This window comes from Burkholderia sp. Nafp2/4-1b, assembly GCF_003635165.1.
Classification (GTDB): domain Bacteria; phylum Pseudomonadota; class Gammaproteobacteria; order Burkholderiales; family Burkholderiaceae; genus Burkholderia.
On record NZ_ML058597.1, the window covers coordinates 501,675 to 522,195 of the forward strand.

The following is a 20,521-nucleotide window of genomic DNA, read 5'->3' on the forward strand; positions in this document are numbered from 1 at the left end:
CGCGCGGCACATCATTGCCGCGCACGGACTGGAAACGGCAGCCGCGACACCAGCGGCGCATAGAGCTTCGCGACGAGATACAGCAGCCCCATCGCGACCACGTCGGCGGTCAGGCCGAGCGGCACATCCAGATAGCCTTCGGTCGCCTGGTAAAGCAGCGAATCGACGGCCAGCGAAATGCCGGTGCCCGCGACGAAGCACAGCAGCCCCTGGCGGCCGATCGTGCCGATCCACGGCATCGCGTGCGCGACCTTCTTCATCCAGCCGAGGTGCACGAGCTTGGCCGCGAGCCACGCGATCGCGAGGAAGTTCGCGAGCCGCAGCGCGCCGAGGTTCTGCTTGATCGACGGATCGGTCGGAAACGGCTCGATGCGCAACCGGTAGTACGCGCCGGCCGCGACGATCGCGAGCGCCGCGGCCGTCAGCAGCCAGCCCTGCGGCTTCGGTGCGAGCGTCTGGTAGACGGGCTGGCAGCGCGCGATCACGCCGAGCACGAACAGGAACTGCCACGCGAACGGGTTGAAGTCCCACGGCGCGCCTTCGACGGTTGGCAGGAAGCGCGCGACGTGCGGCGCCGCGTACCACAGCGAACCGCTGAACGCGAGCATCAGCCACGGCTGCGTGCGCGCGAGCGGCAGCGCGAGCGGCACGAGCAGCGCGAAGAACGCATACATCGGCAGCACCGACGCGAGATACGGCTGGCGGCGGAACAGCAGGATGTCGCGCAGCGCGGCGAGCGGCTTGTGGAGCAGGCCGTCGAGATCGTTGGTCGGCATGTTCGGACCGTCGATCGAGAACGCGTTCAGCACGGCGGTGATCAGCAGCATCAGGCCGGCCGTCACGAGGAACGCACGGTAGATCTCGAACGCGCGGCGGATGAAACGCTGGCGCGCGGCGGCCTCGTCGTGGCGCTCGGCGAGCGAGTTGTACGCGATGGCGGTCGCGAAGCCGCCGAGGAACACGAACACCTCGGCCGCATCGCACAGCGCGTACGCATGCAGCGTCACGCGGGACAGGATGCTGCCGCCAATGTGGTCGACGACGATCACGAGCAGCACGAGCCCGCGGAAGAAATCGAGCTCGGCGTAGCGGCCGGCCCGGGCGGCGGCGGTCATCGGGCCGCCTCCCGGCGCGCGCCGCGTGCGCGGCCGGCACCCGCCGCGCAAGAATCGGGGTCAAGCATGACTTCGTGAAGAAATGACGAACGGATGCGCATTGTGCCACCGATGCGACACCGGTCGGGTTTACGCGGATGGCGGGCGCGTCAGCCGTTGCCGACAAGCCTGGTCAGGTGGTCGCGCGAACGGGGCAGTTGGACCCGCGCAACGCTTTGCGCACCGCGCCCCGCACCCCGATGGACGGACGATTTGCGACGTGACACCATTTTGTCCTCGCGGCCGCACACCGCGTTGTCCGCCCTGCGGGCCACTCAATAAAACAGCTCAAACAATCGCCGGGCGAATGGCCTGCCCGGCACCCGGCTCCGGAGATTCGTCATGAAGAAGCACGTCTTTTTTGCCGCCGCGCTGGCTGCCTTCGCCGCGCCGGCCTTCGCGCAGGACAGCGTGACGCTGTACGGCCTGATCGACGAAGGCTTCAACTACACGAACAACGTCAACGTGAATGGGGTCGGAAAAGCGGATTACCAGCTGGCGAGCGGCTATGCGCAGGGCAGCCGCTGGGGCCTGAAGGGCAGCGAGGATCTCGGCGGCGGCCTGAAGGCGATCTTCACGCTGGAAAACGGCTTCGACGTGAACAATGGCCGGCTCAACCAGGGCGGCCGGATGTTCGGCCGTCAGGCATTCGTCGGCCTCGGCGCGTCGCGCTTCGGCACGCTGACCTTCGGCCGCCAGTACGATGCCGTCGTCGACTACCTCGCGCCGCTGACCGCGAACGGCAACTGGGGCGGCACGCTGTTCTCGCACCCGTTCGACAACGACAACACGGACAACTCGTTCCGCGTCAACAACACGGTCAAGTACGCGAGCCCCGACTGGAACGGGCTGTCGCTCGGCGGCACCTACAGCTTCAGCAACAGCACGGGCTTCTCGAACAACCGCCAGTACAGCATCGGCGCGCAATACTCGCTCGCCGGGCTGCAGGTCGCGGCCGCGTATCTGCAGGCGAACAGCCCGGGCGTCGGCAACGCGGGCGCGATCGCGGCCGACGACGCGAACTTCGTCGCCGACCGCCTGCGCATCTTCGGCGGCGGCATCAACTACACGTTCGGCCCGGCGACGGTCGGCTTCGTCTATACGAACACGGACGTGAAGAACCCGGTGTCGAATGTCTACCTGCCGGCAACGACGTTCACGGGCCTCGGGCTGACCGCCACCCGGTTCCAGAACTTCGAGATCAACGGCAAGTACCAGCTGACGCCCGATTTCTATCTCGGCGCGCAGTACGTGTACACGGACGGCAAGTTCGATGCCGCGGCCGGCCCGATCAAGCCGAAGTACCACACCGTCGGGCTGATGGCCGACTACAGCCTGTCCAAGCGCACCGACGTGTACCTGCAGGGCGCCTGGCAGAAGGTCGGCGGCGACAAGACGGGCACCGCGGCGGACGGTGGCTACGTGGTCGGGACGGACGGTCCGTCGTCGTCGTCGAACCAGTTCGCGGTGCGCGCCGCGATCCGCCACAAATTCTGATGTTGCGCGCCGGCCGCGCGCGGGCCTGACCGGCCCGGCGCCCGGCGGCCGTCATTCCGCCCGGAGCGCGTCGCCGAGCGTTTCCGCGAGCCAGTCGACGACGATCCGCACGCGCGGCGCGAGATGCCGTCCGTGCGGAAACACGATCGACACCGGCAGCGGCGGGGCATGCCATTCCGGCAGCACCTCGATGAGCGAGCCGTCCTCCAGCAGCGGCGCGAGCCCTTCGCGCGGCGCCTGGATGAGCCCGAGGCCAGCCACGCAGCATGCGAGATACGCGTGCGAGCTGTTCACCGCGACGACGCTGCGCATCTTCACGGTCTGCAGCTCGCCCGAGTCCATGTCCGCATATTCCCAGTCCAGTTCGCGCCCCGCGCGGCTCGAGAAATAGCCGACCGCGACGTGGTCCGGCAGATCGTCCGGCGAGCGCGGCGTGCCGTACCGCGCGAGATACGCGGGCGACGCGCAGTTGATCTGCGCCAGCTCGTCGACGCGCCGTGCGACCAGCGACGTGTCGGACAACACGCCGACCCGCACCGCGCAGTCGATCCCGTCGGCGACGAGGTCGACGAAGCGGTCGGTCGTGCCGAGCACGACGCGCAGGTCGGGATAGCGCGCATGGAAATCCGGCAGCGCCGGGATCACATGGTTCAGCGCGAAGCGCTCGGGCAGGTCGACGCGGATCACGCCGCGCGCCGATGCGCCGGCGTCGTCGAACAGCGTCTCGGCGTCGTCCAGATCGGCCAGCAGCCGCATGCAGCGCTCGTAGTAGGTCGCGCCTTCGGCGGTCAGCGCGACGCGCCGCGTGGTCCGCTGCAGCAAGCGCACCTTCAGGTGCTTCTCCAGATACTGAACGGCATTGCTGACTGTCGGGCGCGGCAATTGCAGTTGCTCGGCGGCTTTCGTGAAGCTGCCGAGGTGGGCGACGCGCGCAAAGATGCGCATTGCATGCAGGTGGTCCATGCGGGGCGGCAACGTGGGCGATTTGGGACAGGCTCCATTGTTAATCAGCGTCGAATGATTTGGTTGGGCGTTTCGCGTTTATCGCGCGCGGCAATGCGCCGAGAATCCGGTTCATTCACTCACCACTGCAAGGACACGGACATGTACAAGCGCCAACTGGGCCGCACGGGCCCGCAGGTATCGGCGATCGCACTCGGCTGCATGGGGATGTCGGATTTCTACGGGCCGGCCGATCGCGACGAAAGCATCGCGACGCTGCACGCGGCGCTCGACAACGGGATCACGCTGCTCGACACGGGCGACTTCTACGGGATGGGCGACAACGAGATGCTGATCCGCGACGCGCTGCGCAGCCGGTCGCGCGACGACGTGCTGATCAGCGTGAAGTTCGGTGCGCTGCGCGATCCGGCCGGCGCGTTCGCCGGCTACGATGCGCGGCCCGAGGCGATCCGCAACTTCGTCGCGTATTCGCTGAAGCGGCTCGGCACCGACCATATCGACATCTACCGGCCCGCGCGCGTCGATCCGGCGGTGCCGATCGAGGAGACGGTCGGCGCGATCGCCGATCTCGTGAAGGCCGGCTACGTGCGCCATATCGGCCTGTCGGAGCTCGGCGCCGACACGATCCGCCGCGCGGCGGCCGTCGCGCCGATCGCCGACCTGCAGATCGAATACTCGCTGCTGTCGCGCGGGATCGAGGCGGACATCCTGCCGGCGTGCCGCGAACTGGGGATCGGCGTGACGGCGTACGGCGTGTTGTCGCGCGGGTTGCTCGGCGGCGGCTGGAGCGCGGCGCGGCAGGGCGAGCGCGATTTCCGTGCGGCGAGCCCGCGCTTCCAGGGCGAAAACCTCGCGCACAACCTTGCGCTGGTCGACGCGCTGCGGGCGATCGCGGACGAGAAGGGCGGCAATCCGGCGCAGGTCGCGATCGCGTGGGCGCTGTCGCGCGGCGACGACATCGTGCCGCTGATCGGCGCGCGCAAGCGCACCCAGCTTCAGGACGCGCTGCTTGCGCCTAAATTGCAACTAACGGTCAATGATCTCACTCGCATCGAAGCGGCGGTTCCCGCCGGGGCGGCTGCCGGCGAGCGTTATCCGGCTGCGCAGATGGCACACCTCGACAGCGAGCAGGGACGGGGGGCGGCGCACGGCGAATGAGTGGGGGTGAGCATGGAGGGCGCGCGGGTTTGTCGATCCGTGCGCTTGGTGGGTTGGCGGCCACACGAGCCCGAGCCAGCCTCAGGCAAAACCAGATGGCGGGCGGCGCGACGGTGGTTCACCATCGGCGCCGTCTTCAACCGGACGGAACGCCTTCCATGCACGTTCATACGCTGACGATCATCGTGTTCGTCTTTCTGCTGGCCGGCGCGGTCAAGGGCATGATCGGCCTCGGGCTGCCGACGATCGCGATGGGGCTGCTGACCCTCGCGATGCCGCCGTCGGCCGCCGCGAGCCTGCTGCTCGTGCCGTCGTTCGCCACCAACGTGTGGCAGTTGTGGCTCGGCCCGTCGTTCGGGTCGCTGCTGCGACGTCTGTGGCCGCTGCTCGTCGGGCTGACGATCGGCACGCTGACGGGCGGGCTGCCCGCGCTCGCGGCCGGCAGCGCGTGGACCCACGCGGCGCTCGGCATCGTGCTGGTCGCCTACGGCTGCTGGGGGCTGGCCGCCGCGCGGCTGCCCGCGCCGGGACGCCATGAAAAATGGCTGTCGGCGGTGGTCGGCTACCTGACGGGCGTCGTGACGGCCGCGACCGGCGTGTTCGTCGTACCGGCCGTGCCGTACCTGCAGGCGCTGCGCCTGTCGAAGGACGACCTGATCCAGGCGCTCGGGCTGTCGTTTACCGCATCGACGATCGCGCTCGGCCTGCAGTTGCGGATGACCGGTGCGCTGCAGACGGTCGATCTCGGCGTCTCGGCGCTGGCGCTCGTGCCGGCACTCGCCGGGATGATCGGCGGCCAATACGCGCGGCGCGTGATGAGCGAGAAGGCGTTCAAGCGCTGCTTCTTCGTCGGGATGATCGCGCTTGGCGCCTACATGGCCGTGACGCGGTTGCGGTAACCGCCGCGGCGGCCAGGATCGTCACAGCTGCGCTTCGATCGCGGCCTTGTCGATCACGGACCAGACCTGCCGGATCCTGCCGTCGTGAAATTCGTAGAACACGTTCTCCGCGAACGTGACGCGCGTGCCGTCGACGGCGAGCCCCATGAAGGTCCCTTTCGGCGCACAGGCGAAGCGCAACCGGCACGCGATGCGCGGCGGCTCGCACACGAGCAGCCGGATCTCGAAATGGAGATCGGGAATGTCGCGGAAATCCTGCTCCAGCATCGCGCGGTAGCCGGCCAGGCCGAGCGGCCGGTCGTTGTGGATCACGTTGTCCGCGACGTACTGGCCGAGCGCCGGCCAGTCCTGCCGGTTCAGGCAGTCGATGTAGGCGCGGTAGCGCGCGGCGAGATCGGCTTCGGTCATGGCTGCGTTGCCTCCTCGGGTATCGCCGGGTGGGGCCGGATGGCGCGTCGTTCAGCGTGGCGGCGTTTCGCCCGACAGGTACGACACGAACGCCTGCGTGTATTTGGGCAGCGCGTCGAACGAGCGCGCGCAGAGCGTCAGCTTGCGGTGGCTCCACGCGTCGGACAGCTCGACGAGCCGCACGTCCATCGTCTGCATCGCGCGCTCGGCGGCATGGCGCGACACGATGCCGATCCCCACGCCGCTTTCGATCACGCGGCAGATCGCATCGAAACTCTTCAACTGCACACGGTAGCGGATCCGCTTGCCGAGCGCACGCGCCTGATCGGCGAGATGGACCTGCAGCGCGCTGCCGTCGGTCAGGCCGATGAAGTCCGCGTCGGCGATCTCGTCGAATGCGACCTTCTCGTGCGCGGCGAGCGGATGCCCGGCCGGCACGACCGCGATCAGCCAGTCCTCGCGGAACGGCTTCTGTTCGAGCCCGCCGAGCCCGACCGAATCGGCGACGATGCCGACCTCGGCCGTCTTGCTGCGGATCGCATGCACGATTTCCTGGCTCGAGCGTTCCTCGACGCTGATCGACAGCTTCGGATGATGCGGCAGATACGCGGCGAGCGCGTCGGGCAGGTATTCGCTCAGCGACGCCGTGTTGCACAGCAGCCGGATATGCCCGCGCAGCCCCTGGCCGTATTGCTGCAGTTCGCCGCGCATGTGGTCGATCTGCTGCAGCACCGTGCGCGCATGGTGCTCGAGCGCGCGGCCGGCGTCGGTCACCTGCGCGCCCGACTTGGTCCGGTGCAGCAGCGGCACGCCGAGTTCGTCTTCCATGCCGCGGATGCGCTCGCTCGCGGCCTGCAGCGTGATGTGCGTGCGCTCGGCGCCGCCGGTGATCGTGCCGGCCTCGCAGATGTTCAGGAAGAGCCGCAGGTCGGTCAGGTCGAAGCGCATGGTGGGGGCGCGTAGCGATTGAAGATTGGAATGGCCGATAAGTTAGCAGGAACCGCCGCGCCGGTCTCAGGCTGGCGTTGAGGCCCCGTTCGCCGGTTCCGCATTTTCGGGGCACGATCGATGCCGGATCATGGCCGCATATCAACGGGCGGAGACTGTCATGCGGATCGATTCGTCGTGGGGCGTGGCGTTCAAGATCGCGTTGCACCTGCTGTTCCTGTGCATCGGAATCGCGTGGGCCTGCGCGGAACTGGCCGACTGGCTGCGTTGAGCGGGCGGCCGGTGCCCGCTGCGTCAGCCCTTCCATGCGGCCATGCGCGCATTGAAAGCTTTTCGAAATATCTGCCAGCAGCGAAATTTCTTGCGCATCCAGCGCCCGAAACCGTCAAGTTTTTCCAAATTCGACCGTATTACCGGTAGCTAGCGTCTACCGGCGCGCGGTTCGTGATCGTTTGTCATCATTGTTTGCATCCGGTTACACGTCGACTGTTCCATTTTTGAGATGCTTGAAAGATTGTCAAACCGGAGTCGATCGTCCATGAAACAGCACGAGATTTGCCGCAAGTCGGCCTGGCTGTCGGGGCTGGCCGCCGTGCTCGTCATGGCCGGTTGTGCCAGCACGCCGTCCGTGCCGCCGAGCGACACGCTGGCGGCGGCGCCGTCGGGCCAGCCGGGTGCCGCGTCGGCGGGCACGGTCGCGACGCCGCCGTCAGCGCCCATTCTCGTCGCACAAAAGTACGTGGTGAAACGCGGCGACACGCTGTCGGGCATCGCGTCCGCGAACGACTGCAGCGTCGCCGACCTGCGCACCTGGAACAAGCTCGGCGCGCGCGGCAAGCTGCGTAGGGGCCAGGTGCTGCGCATCGTCCGGCAGCAGCCGCTGCCGGCGTCGGGGGCGAGCGGCAGCGCACCGGCTGCCGCGAACACTCCGGCCTCCGCGGCGGCGAGCGCGTCGACGGCGAGCGACCGGCAGGTCGTGAAGGAAACCCGACGGCATGCGGGTGCGGTCACGCTCAGATGGCCGGCGCAGGGCAAGATCGTCGATGCGTTCCGGCCGGGGCAGAACCGCGGCATCCAGATCGCCGGGAGGCCGGGCGACCCGGTGCGCGCGGCGGCCGACGGTCGCGTGATGTATGCGGGTACCGGCCTGAATGCTTACGGCAGCCTGATCATCGTCCAGCACAACGCGGATTTCCTGACCGCGTATGCGCACAACCGCAAGGTGCTGGTGAAGACCGGCGACATCGTGCGCCAGGGCGACGAGATCGCCGAGATGGGCGATCTCGACAACTCGCGTGTCGCGCTGCTGTTCGAAGTGCGGCGCGACGGCAAGCCCGTCAATCCGATGCCGTACCTGCCTTCGTCGCAAGGCTGACGCCGGCCGCGTTGCTGGAATGCGGCCGTGGTCGCTGCTACGCTACGGTCTGTTCATGCGAGCCCCGCCGCGTGCGGGCCGACGGTCGTTTGCGGGGATGTGCGGCGCAGGTCGTCGTGAGCCGGTCGTCGGCGTGAACGCGTGCGCATCGCCGATGCGCACGTGCATTGCTCCATGCCATCGTTTCCGACAGACCACCATTCATCCATGGAACACTCTCCGACACGCCGCTCGCTGTTGCTCGCCGCCGTCGCCGCGCCGTTCGTCGCCGCGTGCTCGTCGGCGCCCGTCGCCGAGCAGGGGCACGCACATGCCGCGCAAGCCGAACTCGCCGCGCTCGAAAAAGCGTCGAACGGCCGGCTCGGCGTCGCCGCACTCGATACGTCGAACGGCACGCGCATCGCGCATCACGCGCGCGAGCGCTTCCCGCTGTGCGGTACCTATGCGGTGGTGACCGCCGCTGCGATCCTCGCGCGCGGTTCGCTCGACGCGTCGCTGCTACCGCGCCGCATACTGTATCGCCGCTACGACGTCGTGGCCGGCTCGCCGGTGACGGAAAACCACGTCGACACGGGGATGACGATCGCGCAGCTGTGCGCCGCGATGCTGCAGTCGGGCGACAAGGGCGCCGGGAACCTGCTGATGGGCGTGCTCGGCGGCCCGCAGGCCGTCACCTCGTTCGCGCACGAAAGCGGCGACACCGTGTTCCGGCTCGACCACTGGGAACCCGAACTGAACCGGGTCGCGCCCGGCGATGAGCGCGATACGTCGACGCCGGTCGCGATGGTCGACCAGCTGCAGCGGCTGCTGCTCGGCGACACGCTGCGCGAGCCGCAGCGTGCGCAGCTCACCGAATGGATGACCGGCGGCGCGCGCGGCGCGACCGGGATCGCCGCCGGCGTGCCGCCCGGCTGGCGCATCGCCGACAAGGCCGGCAGCGGCGGTTACGGCACGACGACCGACGTCGCGGTGCTGTGGCCGCCATCGCGCGCGCCGATCGTGCTGGCCGTGTCGTTCACGCAGCCCAGTGCGGACGCGGCCGCGCGCGCGGACGTCGTCGCGTCGGCGGCGCGCATCGCGACGGGCGCGTTCACCGCCACGGCCTGAGGGTCCGGCGCATCTCGCGCAAAGCCGGCGTTTGGCTTATCGTGTCGGTCAGCGCGCGCCGGTGACGGCGCGCGGTCCTGCCGCGCCCGGCTTTGGCGCGGTCGATTCGTCTACCCGCTTCGTCATGCGCCGACTTCCCCCTCTGCACGCGCTGCAGATCTTCTCGACGGTGGCTCGCCACCGCAGCTTCACGCGCGCGGCCGAGCAGCTGTGCCTCACGCAGGGTGCGGTGAGCCGGCAGATCCAGACGCTCGAAGCGCATTACGGTTTCCCGCTGTTCAAGCGGCACGCGAAGGGCCTCACGCTGACGGCAGAGGGCGAGCAGCTGCTGCCGGTCATCAACGAGAGCTTCGCGCGGATCGAGGACATCTCGATGAAGCTGACGCGGCAGCGCACCGATCTCGCGCTGAAGGTGCCGACGTGCGTGATGCGCTGGATGCTGCCGCGCATCATGCGCTTCCAGGGCGAGCATCCTGATCTCCATGTGCAGATCACGACCGCGTGGCAGCACGTGGTGGACTTCTCGACCGAGCCGTTCGACGCGGCGGTCGTCTACGGCACATCGCCGGGCCCGGGCGTGTTCGCGCTGCCGCTGTTCGACGAGCGGCTGACGCCCGTGTGCGCGCCCGAACTACGGCACGCCGCGCCGCTCGATGCGGTCGGCGATCTCGCGCGCCATACGCTGCTGCACCCGACCCGCGACCATCGCGACTGGCGTGCATGGCTCGACCACGCGGGCGAGCGTGCGGTCGATGCGGAGCGCGGGCCGACCTTCGACACGCTCGATCTCGCGACGAACGCGGCCATGCAGGGCTTCGGCGTCGCGATCGGCGATGTGACGCTCGTCGACGACGACGTCGCCGCGCGCCGGCTCGAACGGCCGTTCGACATCGTGCTCGAGACCGGCGCCCGCTATTTCTTCGTCTATCCCGAGAACATCGGCAGCCAGCAGAAGATCCGCGCGTTCAGCGACTGGATCGCCTGCCATCGCGACTGACGCGCGACGTCTCCGGCAGCGCGCTTTACTGGTAAGTCACGACCGCGATCAGCGGCGCCTGCGCGCTGCCCGGACGGTTCGGTAAAACGATTGCGGGCGAAGCTTGCGTAAAGGCCGTGGTCTTGATCGTGCGCAGGCTCGCCGCGTCGACGAACGCGACTTGGCCGCTCGCCGGGCGCGGGCAATTGGGCCGTACGCGTGCATGCGCGGCGTCGGCCGTGTCGAGCGCGAACGCGCATGGCGGCTCGACGATCGAGCCGGTGAAGTGAATGACGCCGGACACGCCGGCTGCAAATGAAGAGGACGAGGCCAGAAGCGAGGCAGCCAGGGCAAACGAGGCAGCAAACAGGCGATGCTTCATGACAGGCTCCAGAGAGGAAGCGCGTCGCAGCTGGGCCGCTCGAGTGGCAGTCCGTCAACGCTGCGATGCTGTATGCGTAAACGGCAAATCCATCGGACCTCTTGAATGAAAAATCGGAAATAACGGCAATAAGCAAATGACGCCGTATTCCTTCAATCAATTTATCTCAAATTTGTGCGGCCGCAAGTCAGGGTATTGCCGGTGGCGTACGCTAGCGGAACGGGCGTCAATGGATGCGCGATTCGCCGGTAAATCGTTGAGGACTCAACGAATCGATAAATCGGCTAGTGCGGCCAATTCGGTAAATCGCGAATTCGCGATGACGCAAAAGAAAACGGCCGCTCGATGAAGAGCGGCCGTCCTGCGTTGAAGCGGGTGCTTGCGGCGATCAGCTCGCGCGCTTGCGCACCGCACCGACGATCACGAGCAGCACGATCGCGCCGATGATCGATGCGATCCAGCCGGCGCCCTGACCCGGCGCATACCAGCCGGCGGCGCGGCCGACGTAGCCCGCGATCAGCGAGCCGACGACGCCGAGCACGACGGTCATCACGATGCCCATCTTGTCGTCGCCGGGCTTGAGCGCACGGGCGAGGAGGCCGACGATGAGCCCGACCACCAGGGTTTCGATGAATTGCAGCATGAATGCCTCCCTGTTGCTGTTGAGTTGTTGACGAAAGGACATGGACCCGCGCGGCGCGCCAGGGTTCCCGGTGGCGGCGAACCCGCGCGCGGCGTGCCGAGTATGGCACGCTGCCGTGTCGCACGGATGTCGGCGCTGCCGGGCCCGCGTATCGTTCACTGATAGTCGAGCAGCACCTGCGCCGCGCCATGCACGGAACCGCCGCCGATGTTCGCAGCGGTTTGCAGGTAGGACGCCCGCAGCGGAATCGACGGCGATCCACCGTTGGCCCGGTCGTAGTTCGTCACCGTGTGCGATTTTCGCAGCGTCAGCGGTTGGCCGGTGGTGGCATCTGCGATATGGATACCGACGCCGCTGGCCGTCGCATCCGGACGCAACTGCATTCCGCCGGGCGTGCCGACGACCACGTCGTCCAGCGGCGCCAGCTGGTATCCGATCCGGTTGTAGCCGGCGGGGCAGTTGTTCAACCGCACTTGGAACTCGGTCGTGCCGGCAGTCGAGCCCACGCCGTTGAAGTCGCGGCGCTGCACGGGCGGCAGTGTGACGGTCTGGTCGGGAATCGAGCAGGTTCCGTTGATGAAGCTGACCTTCGTGTCGAGGAAGACCGTTGCCGTTTGACCGAGGATGCCGGACTTGTAATTGATGAGGAAATACCCGTTGAAGGCGCCTGAATTGAGCGAACCATCCCGGGGCTGACGGCTGTCGCGAAACAACTGCACCTCGACTGTATTGCGCAGCGTTACTTTCGTCGTCGAGACGGCCACCGTGCCGTCGATCAGCATCCGCGTCGAGAGGCCGGACACGTTGGTTTCGAGGTCGGGGCCGTTGGTGCCGCCCCACACGCTCCCCTTCGAGTACATCGGGATGCTCGTGATCTGGCAGGTGCTTGCGCCGCACACGTCCTGCGGCGTGAAGTAATGACGGGCGACGATCGTTCCGGGCGTCGTGTTCGACGGACTCGACACCGTTGCCTGCCCGAATGCATAGAGGGCCTCCGCAGCCGCGTCGGTCGCCAACGCGCCGTATGCGAGCAGAAAGGTCGACGCGCCCGCAATCATGCGGGCCATGCGTCGGGCCACGGTGCCGCAAGCGGCACGCATGTGCACGATGGCTGCCCAGCTCGTAACCCGGGGCGCTTCGGACGATGAGTAAAGGCAGGTCATCTGGATTCCTTATTGAAAGGCGGCGGCGCTCGAATCGGTCTGGTTGACGCACGTGACGGTCTGGATGCCCGACGATCGCCGGCGATGTTCCGCGATGGGAAGCTCGTACGCGATTCGGCAGACCGGGCGACCGTCGGTGCCCCATTGAATCGTCAGCGCGCCGCGGTCGTTGAGTCCATGCGCGAAGATCTTGCTCGCCTGCGTGACGATGCCGACTTCCTTGCCGGCCTCGTCGTGCACGGTGGCGCCGAATGGCTGCGGCGAGCCGTCGACGCTGCGGCGCCCGGACGAGCGCGGCGCGGTCGGTGTCGCTTGCAAATCGGATAAGCGGCACCGCATCGGCGCGCGGCGCGAACTGCCGGCTGGTTTCCTCCACGGAGCGGACCGGTGTGGCGCACCGAGGTTCCGGTGGCGGGAAATCGGCGCGCGGCAGCCGAGTGTTACATGGCGCCGTGTCGCGCGAATGTAGACGCCGCCAGGAAGTGCGTGCCGTTCATTGATAGTCGATCAGGATCTGCGCCGCCGCGTGAACGGAACCGGTGCCGACCTGCGCGCCAGTTTGCAGGTAGGCCGCGCGGAGCGGAATCGACGGCGATCCGCCCGTGGCCGGGTTGTAGCCGGTCACCGGGAGCGATCGTCGCAGCACCAGCGGCTGGCCCGTCGTGCCATCGGTGAGTTGGAGGCCGACGCCGCTGGCCGTGGAATCCGGTCGCAACTGGATTGCGCCGGGTGTGCCGACGATCACGTCGTCCAGCGGCTCCAGCTGGTATCCGATCCGGTTGTAGCCGGCCGGGCAGTTGTTCAACCGCAGCTGGAAATCGGTCGCGCCGGCGGTCGAACCCACGCCGTTGAAGGCGTTGTACATGACGGACGGCAGCATGACGGTCTGGTCGGGAACCGAGCACGTCCCGTTGATGAAGCCGACCTTGGCAGCGAGGAAGATCTTGGACGATACACCGGACTTGTAATAGAGCGAGTAATAGAAGTCGTACCTGCTCGAAGAGAGCGAACCGTTCTTCGGTAGCCGGCTGTCGCGAAACAGTGTGACTTCGAGCGTGTTGCGTAGTGTTATCGGCCTCGTTCCCGCGACGACCACGTTGCCATCGATGAGCATACGTGTGGACAGGCCGGATACAACGGTTTCCAGATCGGGGCCCGGGGACTGAATTTCCGCGCCCCGGGTATACATGATGATCTCGTTGATCTCGCAAGTGCTCTTGCCGCAAGCCTCCTGCGGCGTGAAGTAATGACGGGCCACGACCATTCCGGGCGTTGCGGTTGACGGACTCGCAACCGTTGCCTGCCCGAATGCATAAAGCGGCCCTTCTGCTGCCGCGTCGGTTGCAAATGCGGCGCATGCGAGCAGCAAGGCCGACGCAATCGCGATCATGCGGCCCGTGCGTCGCGCAACGCTGCCACGTGCGTCGCGCATGCACGCGATGCCTGCCCGGCTCGCGACCGGGAACGCTTCGGAAGATGAGTAAAGGTAGGTCATCTGAATTCCTTATTGGGTGGCGGCGGCCGTCGAATCCGGCTGGCAGACGCTCGTGACGGTCTGGATGCCCGGCGATCGACGGCGGTGTTCCGCGACGGGAAGCTCGTACGCGATTCGACAGACCGAGCGACCGTCGGCGCCCCATTGAACCGTCAGTGCGCCGCGTTCGTTGAGCCCGCGCGCGAAGATCTTGCTCGCCTGCGCGACGATGCCGACTTCCTTGCCGGTCTCGTCGTGCACGACGGCGCCGAACGGCAGCGGCGTGCCGTCGGCCTGCGGTGCCCGCACGAGCGCGGCGCGGCCTGTGTCGGTCGCAAACCGGATGAGCGGCACCGCACCGGCGCGCGGCGCGATCTGCCGGCTGGTTTCCTTCAGTTCGACGTCCATCGACATCCCCTTCGGATCGAGCGCGATCGTGTTGAGGCTGTACGGCGTCAGGTAGGGCACGACCGCATAACCGTTGCCGTCGACCTTCACGCCTGCCGCATTCGTGATGCGCGCGCCCGACGCACCCGGCGCCTCGACGATCGCGAACGTCTCGGATACCGGCTGCGAGAACGTGATGCCGCCGCGGTGCGCGACGAGCGCGCCACGCACGCCGAGCGAGCCCTGCTGGAAGTCCGTGCTCGCGCCCGCGCTGGCATTGATTTCTGCCATGCGCGTGCGATACGTGACGTTGGCGCTGCCGTCCGTGACCGAGTCCGCCCCGGACGCATGGTTCGCGCTGACGCTGTACGACAGCGCGTGATCGTCGCCGAGCGATCCGGACAGCGTGGATTGCACGCGGGTGCGGCCGAGCGTGTCGCGCGACACGTTGCCCGAGACGGTCATCGGGCTCGCGTGGCCGAGCGGGATCGTGACGCTCGCGTAATAGAGCGTGCCCATGTCGCCGCCGGCATTGCGCTGCCGCGTGGCCGTCAGGCTGTAGGACAGGTTGCGGAACTGGTTCGTATAGCCGATCGAATAGTTGACGTCCGAGCCGGAGCGGTTCCAGTAGTTCACGGTCGAAGCCGTGGCGTTGATGCGTCCGCCGGTCGCGCCGAGGCGCTGCGTGAGCGCCAGCGACGCGCGATGGCGCTGACGCCAGACCGAACTGGCCGGACGGCCGTCCCGGACGGCATCGCGCGCCTGCATCGCATCGTTGAGGCCGAAATAGCCGTCGGTCGAATAACGATACGCGGCAAGCGCGATGTCGGTGCCGGTCGCATCGACGGACTTCGCATAGCTGACGCGCACGCTCGAACCGGTGTAGCGTTTCGCGCCGGGAATCGAGGTCATCGCATGCGTCACGTCCGCGCCGAATGCGCCGAACGACGTATTGAAGGCGCCGCCCAGCATCGCGGACGCATAGCCGCCGGCGAGCGTGACGCCGCCGTAGGCCGTCAGCAGGTTGGTCAGGCCGCGCTGGTACGTGGCCTGCGTGAACAGCGGCTGGCTCGATCCGTAGGGATTGCGGAGCGTGCCTGCAACGAAGCTGTAGCGGCCGATGCCCGGCCGCAGCGACATCGGCACGGCGGCGTAGGGCACGGAGAACGAGTGCACGGAGCCGTCGGCCTCGGCGACCGACACCTGCAGGTCGCCGCCATACCCGGTCGGGTAGAGGTCGTCGATTTCGAAGTTGCCGGGCGCGACCGTCGTCTCGTAGATCGTCACGTCGTTCTGGCGGATCGTCACCTTCGCGTTGCTGTTCGCGATGCCGCGCACCACGGGCGCATAGCCGCGCAGCGAGTCGGGCAGCATCCGGTCGTCGGTCGACAGGCGCACGCCGCGGAACTGCGCCGAATCGAACAGTTCGCCCGACGTGTAGCTTTCGCCGACGACGAGTTGCGACGACAGCGACGGCAGGTCGCGCTGCAGATAGGTAGCAATGCCCTGGTACCGGCTCTCGCCGCTCGACGACCAAGAATACGAGCCTTCGTGTCGAAAGCGCCAGCCGCCGAGATTCACGCCGCCGTTCAGGCCGAGGTAGCCCTGCGTCTGGGTGGTGTGGCCGTTGGCCTTCGACGTGTAAAGGTTGAAGTTGTAGCCGAGCAGGCCGACGGTTTCGCCGGAGGTCCATTGATCGGGGCTCACGTAGCCGCGCGCCTTGCGCGCGAGCGACGCTTGCGGGATCGACAGTTGCAGCACCTGTCGCGTGAAGTCGAACGTCGCGCTGGCGTCGGGCACGACTTGCTCGATCCGGAGGCATGCGCCGTTGCCGTCCAGCGTTGCGACGACCTCGGGTGCGAGCTTGCCGAAATCGATGCCGATGCGTTCGAGCAGCGTGCGGTCGAAGCATGGCGCGGCGTCACCCGAGTCCGGCGTGGCCGCGAAGCGCACGTCGTAGCGGCCGATCCAGTCGGCGCCGACATGGATGTCGGTGGTATACACGCCCGGGGCCGTCACGTTGCGCTGCGCGAAGCGCGACACGTCGAACTGCTTGCCCAAGCGGTTCTGCAGGAATGCACCGTCGAACTCGACTTGCGCGAGCGTGGTTGCGGATTGCGTCGTCGCGCGGCCATCGCTCGACCACGCGCCGACGCAGGCCACCACCAGCAGATGGATCGGCTTGATGCGTGGCATGTCGGCCACGGCGTGGCGCGGCAGTCGAGTCGGGGTCATGCGCAGTACTCCATATTGTTTTTGGATCGGACGAATGCGTTTGGCCGACGCAGTCGCGCGGGTGTGCGCGTCGCTGCGTGGCGGATAGCGAATCCTGGGATCCCGTGCCGTCCGGCCGGGACGGCGGGAATGACGGCGGACGAAGAGGCGGAACGGACGGCGCGCCGGTGGTGCGCGCTGCCGGCCTCGGCCGCGTTACGGGGCGACGGCGACCGGACGCGTGATGTCGATTGAGCGGCCCCAGTCGTTGATGCTGCCGAATTCGACCGTTGCGCCTGCGGCGGGCGCGGTGTCGAGATTCTTGATCGGGAATCGTTGCGTGCTTCGGGGCAGCACGTAACCCATGCCGGCGTCATGCTTGCGGCCGGCGGAATTGAGCAGCACGTTGCCGAAATTGACGACGAACGGCGTCGGGTTGCTTGCCTCGAGCGCGTAGCCGCCATCGACATGAACCACGCGCCAGTCGAGTTGCTTGGGCGCATCGTCCGCGTTGCCGGCCAGCCCGTCGGGGCGATACATGATCTTGATGCGGGAGCGGAACGCAAGCTGGATGCGGTTCCGGTTTTCTTCTGCGGATGCCTTCGGCGGCACTTCGAGCACGTTCAGCCAGAACAGCGATTCCTTGTCGGCAGGCAGCGGTTCGCCGGTGTGCACGAGACGCAGCGTCTGGCCATTGCCGGATTCCATCCGGAAGATCGATGGTGTCAGCGTGAACGGCACGTCGATGTTCTCGGGCAAGGCGCCGCTATTGCCGTCGTCGAGCCAAGCCTGCACCAGCGCCGGACGCTTGCTGTCGTTCGTGAGCTGGATCGTGACCTCGCGCTCGCTGGACGGGAAGATCACGCGCGTGCCGGCGATCACGACGCTCGCGTCGGCCTGCGATGCGAATGCGGTGACGGCGACGGCCATCGTACGGAGGAGCTTCAACAGTTTCATGGGCGTAGAGAGTCGGATCGTTGGCGGGAAGCGGGCGGAAACGGACTGAATCGGACTGAATCGGCGGTTTCCGCACCGCGCGGCGTGACGGGGCGGAGATCGCCGGGGCGGCGATCTCCACGTGCTCGTCCTTACTGGTAGATCAGCGAATATTCGACGCGCGAGGCGACGTCGCCGGCCTTCACGGCGCCGGACGCGTAGTACTCGGCGAAGTAGTTCAGTTTCGCGTTGCCGCTAGCGTCGATATCGGCGAGTTGCGTGCTGGCGCCGGTTTGAGCGCCGATGGGGATCAGCTTCTGCTGAGCATCCAGCACGTTGATCTGGACACCTGTCGCTGCCTTGTCGCCCGCGTCGATCGTCAGGCGGCCGCTCGATTGATCGACGTTCGTGCCGTTCTCGAACATGACGCCGACCTTCACCGGATTGTTGTCGCCAACCGTGCAGCCCTTGAGCGACAGCGAGAATGCGCTGCGACCGGCGACGGAGCCGGCATCGGCGAGCGCGGTGGTGCTGACCGGCGGCAGCGGGACGGTGAAGTCCGATCCGCCTTCGACGCTGCACGTCGACGAGACGATTTTGCCGTGGAAGTTGACGGTGCCGTCCGTCGCGTGGGCCGCGGACGAGAAGGCGGCGCCGGCGGCGAGGAGAACGAACGGAACTGCGCTGCGCTTGAGGATTTTCATATTTAAAAACTCCAAATAAAGTTCGACTTTCGAAAGCGCGGGTTAAATTTAAATCATTGAATGTCGCGTTTCGGATTGAATTATGCTGATGTGGTAATAGTTTTGTAATATGACATGTACGATTCCATCGTCTCTGGATCTAGTACAAGTACTAATCTGTTTGTTGCCGGACGCGGCATTCAGGCGGACGGGAGACGGAGCGGGGCAGGAGGGAGCGGACGAGCGTGCTCGTCCCCCTACCGAAATCGGTCGAGGGGCCGGTTTCGGCGGTCGCGCTATTCGTTATTCGTTATTCGTTATGCGCGATGCGTTATTCGTTATTCGAAGCGGATCAAGGCAGGAGTGACCGGCCGACGGAATGCGGCCGGCACGCCGCGCGGCGGCCGGCGTACGTCATGCAACGTTCGCGGGCGCGAACGGTCGCGATATCGTCGGGCGACGCGCGTCAGGCCGCCGGCGCGTCGATTGCCGGATCGAGGCGGCGGTACCCTTCGGTCGCGCGCAGCAGCGTGCGCGTGTAGTCGCGTGCGACCTGGCCGGCGCGCACGTCCTCGATCCGCAGCTGTTCGACGATCTCGCCGTGCTGCATCACCGCGACGCGCTGGCACAGGAAGCCGATCACCGCGAGGTTGTGGCTCACGAGGATCATCGTCAGGTTGCGTTCGCGATGCAGGCGGCGCAGCAGGTTGAGGATTTCCGCCTGCACCGACACGTCAAGCGCGGACGTCGGCTCGTCGAGCAGCAGCACGCGCGGCTCGACGATCAACGCGCGCGCGATCGCCACCCGCTGGCGCTGGCCGCCCGACAACTGGTGCGGATAGCGGAAGCGGAACGACGGGCCGAGCCCGACTTCGGACAGCGCGCGGGCGATGCGCGCGTCGGCGTCGTCGATCCCATGGATCGACAGCGGCTCGCGCAGCGTCTGGTCGACCGTGAAGCGCGGATGCAGCGATGCGTACGGATCCTGGAACACCATCTGCACGTGGCGGCGGAATGCGCGATCCGGCGTGCCGCCGACGGGCCGGCCATCGATCGACAGGCTGCCGCCCGCGAGCGGCACGAGGCCGGTCAGCGCGCGCAGCAGTGTCGACTTGCCGGAACCCGATTCCCCGACGAGCCCGAACACTTCGCCGTCGCGCACCGCGAAGCTCGCGTCGCGCACGGCGTCGACATGACCCGTGCGGGTCGGAAAACGGATCGAGACGTGTTCGACGTCGATCATCGCGCGGTCTCCTGCGGTTCGGCCGACGCGGGCGCGTGCGACGCGGCATCGAGCCACGCCGGATCGCGCCGCAGCACCGGCAGTTCATCGGGCGGGTTCGCGAGCGGCGGATTCGCCGCGAGCAGCCCGCGCGTATAGGGGTGCGTCGCATTGCGCAGGTCGCGCGCGGCGCAGGTTTCGACTACGCGGCCCGCGTACATCACCGCGACGCGATCGCAGAACGACATCACGAGCGGCAGGTCGTGGCTGATGAACATCAGTCCCGTGTTGTGCCGCGCGATCATCGCGTCGAGCACCGCGAGCACCTGCATCGACACCGCGACGTCGAGCGCGGACGTCGGTTCGTCCGCGATCAGCAGGCGCGGCCCCGTCGACACCATCATCGCGATCATCACGCGCTGCCCCATGCCGCCGGACAGCTCGTGCGGATATGCATCGGCGACGCGCGCCGGATCGCGAATCTGCACGGCCGCGAGCGCGTCGACGATCCGCTCGCGCAGCGCGCGGCCGCGCAGGCCCGGCTCGTGCCGCCGGAACGCTTCGCCCATCTGCTTCGCGACGGTCATCACCGGGTTCAGCGAATACTTCGGATCCTGCAGGATCATCCCCATCTGGCTGCCGCACAGGCGCCGGCGCTCGCGTGCCGACATCGCGAGCAGGTCGTGCCCCGCGAACCGCATCGTGCGCGCCGAGCAGCGCGCGGCCTCGGGCAGCAGACCGAGCAGCGCGCGGCCCGTCAGCGACTTGCCCGAACCCGATTCGCCGACGATGCCGAGCCGTTCGCCGGGCGCGAGCGTCAGCGACAGGTCGCGCACCGCATCGGTGACGACGCCGTCGTGCCCGCGAAAGCCGATCTTCAGGCCGTCGATCTCGCAGAGCGGCGCGGCGGCGTTGATGGAATTCAATGACAT

At 67.3% G+C, this 20,521-nt stretch carries 20 protein-coding genes; 6 read left to right on the top strand and 14 right to left on the bottom strand.

The window, feature by feature from the left end:
- Positions 1-11: 11 nt before the first annotated feature.
- A complete protein-coding gene (locus C7H84_RS02375; RefSeq protein ID WP_121857233.1) occupies positions 12-1,115 on the bottom strand; it encodes an OpgC domain-containing protein in 1,104 nt (367 codons plus the stop codon).
- A gap of 381 nt (positions 1,116-1,496) precedes the next feature.
- On the opposite strand from C7H84_RS02375, the gene C7H84_RS02380 reads away from it, so the two are divergent.
- The gene (locus tag C7H84_RS02380) at positions 1,497-2,651 is read left to right on the top strand and encodes a porin (RefSeq protein WP_121857234.1); all 1,155 of its coding nucleotides are present in this window, start codon (positions 1,497-1,499) and stop codon (positions 2,649-2,651) included.
- 51 nt (positions 2,652-2,702) lie between these two features.
- Here the strand turns inward: C7H84_RS02380 and C7H84_RS02385 are convergent, their stop codons facing one another.
- Positions 2,703-3,614, bottom strand: coding sequence for a LysR family transcriptional regulator (locus C7H84_RS02385; protein WP_121857235.1), 912 nt, complete (start codon positions 3,612-3,614; stop codon positions 2,703-2,705).
- A gap of 141 nt (positions 3,615-3,755) precedes the next feature.
- Between C7H84_RS02385 and C7H84_RS02390 the strand changes: the two genes are divergently transcribed.
- Together C7H84_RS02390 and C7H84_RS02395 are read left to right on the top strand one after the other, a co-directional pair.
- A complete protein-coding gene (locus tag C7H84_RS02390; RefSeq protein WP_121857236.1) occupies positions 3,756-4,772 on the top strand; it encodes an aldo/keto reductase in 1,017 nt (338 codons plus the stop codon).
- A 158-nt stretch (positions 4,773-4,930) separates the two neighbouring features.
- The gene (locus C7H84_RS02395) at positions 4,931-5,671 is read left to right on the top strand and encodes a sulfite exporter TauE/SafE family protein (RefSeq protein WP_121857237.1); all 741 of its coding nucleotides are present in this window, start codon (positions 4,931-4,933) and stop codon (positions 5,669-5,671) included.
- Positions 5,672-5,692: 21 nt separating this feature from the next.
- On the opposite strand, the gene C7H84_RS02400 is transcribed toward C7H84_RS02395, so the two are convergent.
- Entirely contained in the window at positions 5,693-6,079 is a 387-nt protein-coding gene (locus C7H84_RS02400; RefSeq protein ID WP_121857238.1) for an ester cyclase, read from the bottom strand.
- Between the two features lie 51 nt (positions 6,080-6,130).
- Positions 6,131-7,027, bottom strand: coding sequence for a LysR substrate-binding domain-containing protein (locus C7H84_RS02405; protein ID WP_121857239.1), 897 nt, complete (start codon positions 7,025-7,027; stop codon positions 6,131-6,133).
- A 538-nt stretch (positions 7,028-7,565) separates the two neighbouring features.
- Between C7H84_RS02405 and C7H84_RS02410 the strand changes: the two genes are divergently transcribed.
- From C7H84_RS02410 to C7H84_RS02420, 3 genes are all read left to right on the top strand, one after another.
- Positions 7,566-8,402 (top strand): peptidoglycan DD-metalloendopeptidase family protein, encoded by an 837-nt coding sequence (locus C7H84_RS02410; RefSeq protein WP_121857240.1) that lies wholly within the window; start codon positions 7,566-7,568, stop codon positions 8,400-8,402.
- A gap of 207 nt (positions 8,403-8,609) precedes the next feature.
- Positions 8,610-9,509, top strand: a complete 900-nt coding sequence (gene bla, locus C7H84_RS02415; RefSeq protein WP_121857241.1) for a class A beta-lactamase — start codon at positions 8,610-8,612, stop codon at positions 9,507-9,509.
- 124 nt (positions 9,510-9,633) lie between these two features.
- A complete protein-coding gene (locus C7H84_RS02420; protein ID WP_121857886.1) occupies positions 9,634-10,506 on the top strand; it encodes a LysR substrate-binding domain-containing protein in 873 nt (290 codons plus the stop codon).
- A gap of 25 nt (positions 10,507-10,531) precedes the next feature.
- Here the strand turns inward: C7H84_RS02420 and C7H84_RS02425 are convergent, their stop codons facing one another.
- The 10 genes from C7H84_RS02425 to C7H84_RS02470 all read right to left on the bottom strand — a co-directional run bounded on the left by C7H84_RS02425 (position 10,532) and on the right by C7H84_RS02470 (position 20,521).
- Positions 10,532-10,867 carry a type 1 fimbrial protein gene (locus tag C7H84_RS02425; RefSeq protein WP_121857242.1) on the bottom strand — a complete coding sequence of 112 codons (336 nt, stop codon included), beginning with the start codon at positions 10,865-10,867 and terminating at the stop codon, positions 10,532-10,534.
- Between the two features lie 388 nt (positions 10,868-11,255).
- Entirely contained in the window at positions 11,256-11,510 is a 255-nt protein-coding gene (locus tag C7H84_RS02430; RefSeq protein WP_040140091.1) for a GlsB/YeaQ/YmgE family stress response membrane protein, read from the bottom strand.
- A gap of 155 nt (positions 11,511-11,665) precedes the next feature.
- Positions 11,666-12,673: a fimbrial protein gene (locus C7H84_RS02435; RefSeq protein ID WP_121857243.1), complete on the bottom strand. Its 1,008-nt coding sequence runs from the start codon at positions 12,671-12,673 to the stop codon at positions 11,666-11,668.
- Between the two features lie 9 nt (positions 12,674-12,682).
- Positions 12,683-12,991: a FimD/PapC C-terminal domain-containing protein gene (locus C7H84_RS02440; protein ID WP_240461947.1), complete on the bottom strand. Its 309-nt coding sequence runs from the start codon at positions 12,989-12,991 to the stop codon at positions 12,683-12,685.
- A 175-nt stretch (positions 12,992-13,166) separates the two neighbouring features.
- Positions 13,167-14,168 carry a fimbrial protein gene (locus tag C7H84_RS02445; RefSeq protein ID WP_121857244.1) on the bottom strand — a complete coding sequence of 334 codons (1,002 nt, stop codon included), beginning with the start codon at positions 14,166-14,168 and terminating at the stop codon, positions 13,167-13,169.
- Positions 14,169-14,177: 9 nt separating this feature from the next.
- A complete protein-coding gene (locus tag C7H84_RS02450; protein ID WP_121857245.1) occupies positions 14,178-16,769 on the bottom strand; it encodes a fimbria/pilus outer membrane usher protein in 2,592 nt (863 codons plus the stop codon).
- A gap of 195 nt (positions 16,770-16,964) precedes the next feature.
- Positions 16,965-17,705 (bottom strand): fimbria/pilus periplasmic chaperone, encoded by a 741-nt coding sequence (locus C7H84_RS02455; protein WP_121857246.1) that lies wholly within the window; start codon positions 17,703-17,705, stop codon positions 16,965-16,967.
- A 131-nt stretch (positions 17,706-17,836) separates the two neighbouring features.
- A complete protein-coding gene (locus tag C7H84_RS02460) occupies positions 17,837-18,388 on the bottom strand; it encodes a fimbrial protein (RefSeq protein WP_121857247.1) in 552 nt (183 codons plus the stop codon).
- Positions 18,389-18,833: 445 nt separating this feature from the next.
- Complete coding sequence (locus C7H84_RS02465) at positions 18,834-19,610, bottom strand: ABC transporter ATP-binding protein (protein ID WP_121857248.1); 777 nt, start codon at positions 19,608-19,610, stop codon at positions 18,834-18,836.
- The gene (locus C7H84_RS02470; protein WP_121857249.1) at positions 19,607-20,521 is read right to left on the bottom strand and encodes an ABC transporter ATP-binding protein; all 915 of its coding nucleotides are present in this window, start codon (positions 20,519-20,521) and stop codon (positions 19,607-19,609) included. The genes C7H84_RS02465 and C7H84_RS02470 overlap by 4 nt, the downstream gene beginning before the upstream one ends.

Coding starts and splice junctions, on each gene's coding strand:
- C7H84_RS02425 (WP_121857242.1), bottom strand. CDS start 10,867: ATGAAGCATCGCCTGTTTGCTGCCTCGTTTGCCCTGGCTGCCTCGCTT.
- C7H84_RS02430 (WP_040140091.1), bottom strand. CDS start 11,510: ATGCTGCAATTCATCGAAACCCTGGTGGTCGGGCTCATCGTCGGCCTC.
- C7H84_RS02390 (WP_121857236.1), top strand. CDS start 3,756: ATGTACAAGCGCCAACTGGGCCGCACGGGCCCGCAGGTATCGGCGATC.
- C7H84_RS02435 (WP_121857243.1), bottom strand. CDS start 12,673: ATGACCTGCCTTTACTCATCGTCCGAAGCGCCCCGGGTTACGAGCTGG.
- C7H84_RS02465 (WP_121857248.1), bottom strand. CDS start 19,610: ATGATCGACGTCGAACACGTCTCGATCCGTTTTCCGACCCGCACGGGT.
- C7H84_RS02395 (WP_121857237.1), top strand. CDS start 4,931: ATGCACGTTCATACGCTGACGATCATCGTGTTCGTCTTTCTGCTGGCC.
- bla (WP_121857241.1), top strand. CDS start 8,610: ATGGAACACTCTCCGACACGCCGCTCGCTGTTGCTCGCCGCCGTCGCC.
- C7H84_RS02385 (WP_121857235.1), bottom strand. CDS start 3,614: ATGGACCACCTGCATGCAATGCGCATCTTTGCGCGCGTCGCCCACCTC.
- C7H84_RS02400 (WP_121857238.1), bottom strand. CDS start 6,079: ATGACCGAAGCCGATCTCGCCGCGCGCTACCGCGCCTACATCGACTGC.
- C7H84_RS02380 (WP_121857234.1), top strand. CDS start 1,497: ATGAAGAAGCACGTCTTTTTTGCCGCCGCGCTGGCTGCCTTCGCCGCG.
- C7H84_RS02405 (WP_121857239.1), bottom strand. CDS start 7,027: ATGCGCTTCGACCTGACCGACCTGCGGCTCTTCCTGAACATCTGCGAG.
- C7H84_RS02470 (WP_121857249.1), bottom strand. CDS start 20,521: ATGTCATTGAATTCCATCAACGCCGCCGCGCCGCTCTGCGAGATCGAC.
- C7H84_RS02445 (WP_121857244.1), bottom strand. CDS start 14,168: ATGACCTACCTTTACTCATCTTCCGAAGCGTTCCCGGTCGCGAGCCGG.
- C7H84_RS02455 (WP_121857246.1), bottom strand. CDS start 17,705: ATGAAACTGTTGAAGCTCCTCCGTACGATGGCCGTCGCCGTCACCGCA.
- C7H84_RS02460 (WP_121857247.1), bottom strand. CDS start 18,388: ATGAAAATCCTCAAGCGCAGCGCAGTTCCGTTCGTTCTCCTCGCCGCC.
- C7H84_RS02450 (WP_121857245.1), bottom strand. CDS start 16,769: ATGACCCCGACTCGACTGCCGCGCCACGCCGTGGCCGACATGCCACGC.
- C7H84_RS02420 (WP_121857886.1), top strand. CDS start 9,634: ATGCGCCGACTTCCCCCTCTGCACGCGCTGCAGATCTTCTCGACGGTG.
- C7H84_RS02410 (WP_121857240.1), top strand. CDS start 7,566: ATGAAACAGCACGAGATTTGCCGCAAGTCGGCCTGGCTGTCGGGGCTG.
- C7H84_RS02375 (WP_121857233.1), bottom strand. CDS start 1,115: ATGACCGCCGCCGCCCGGGCCGGCCGCTACGCCGAGCTCGATTTCTTC.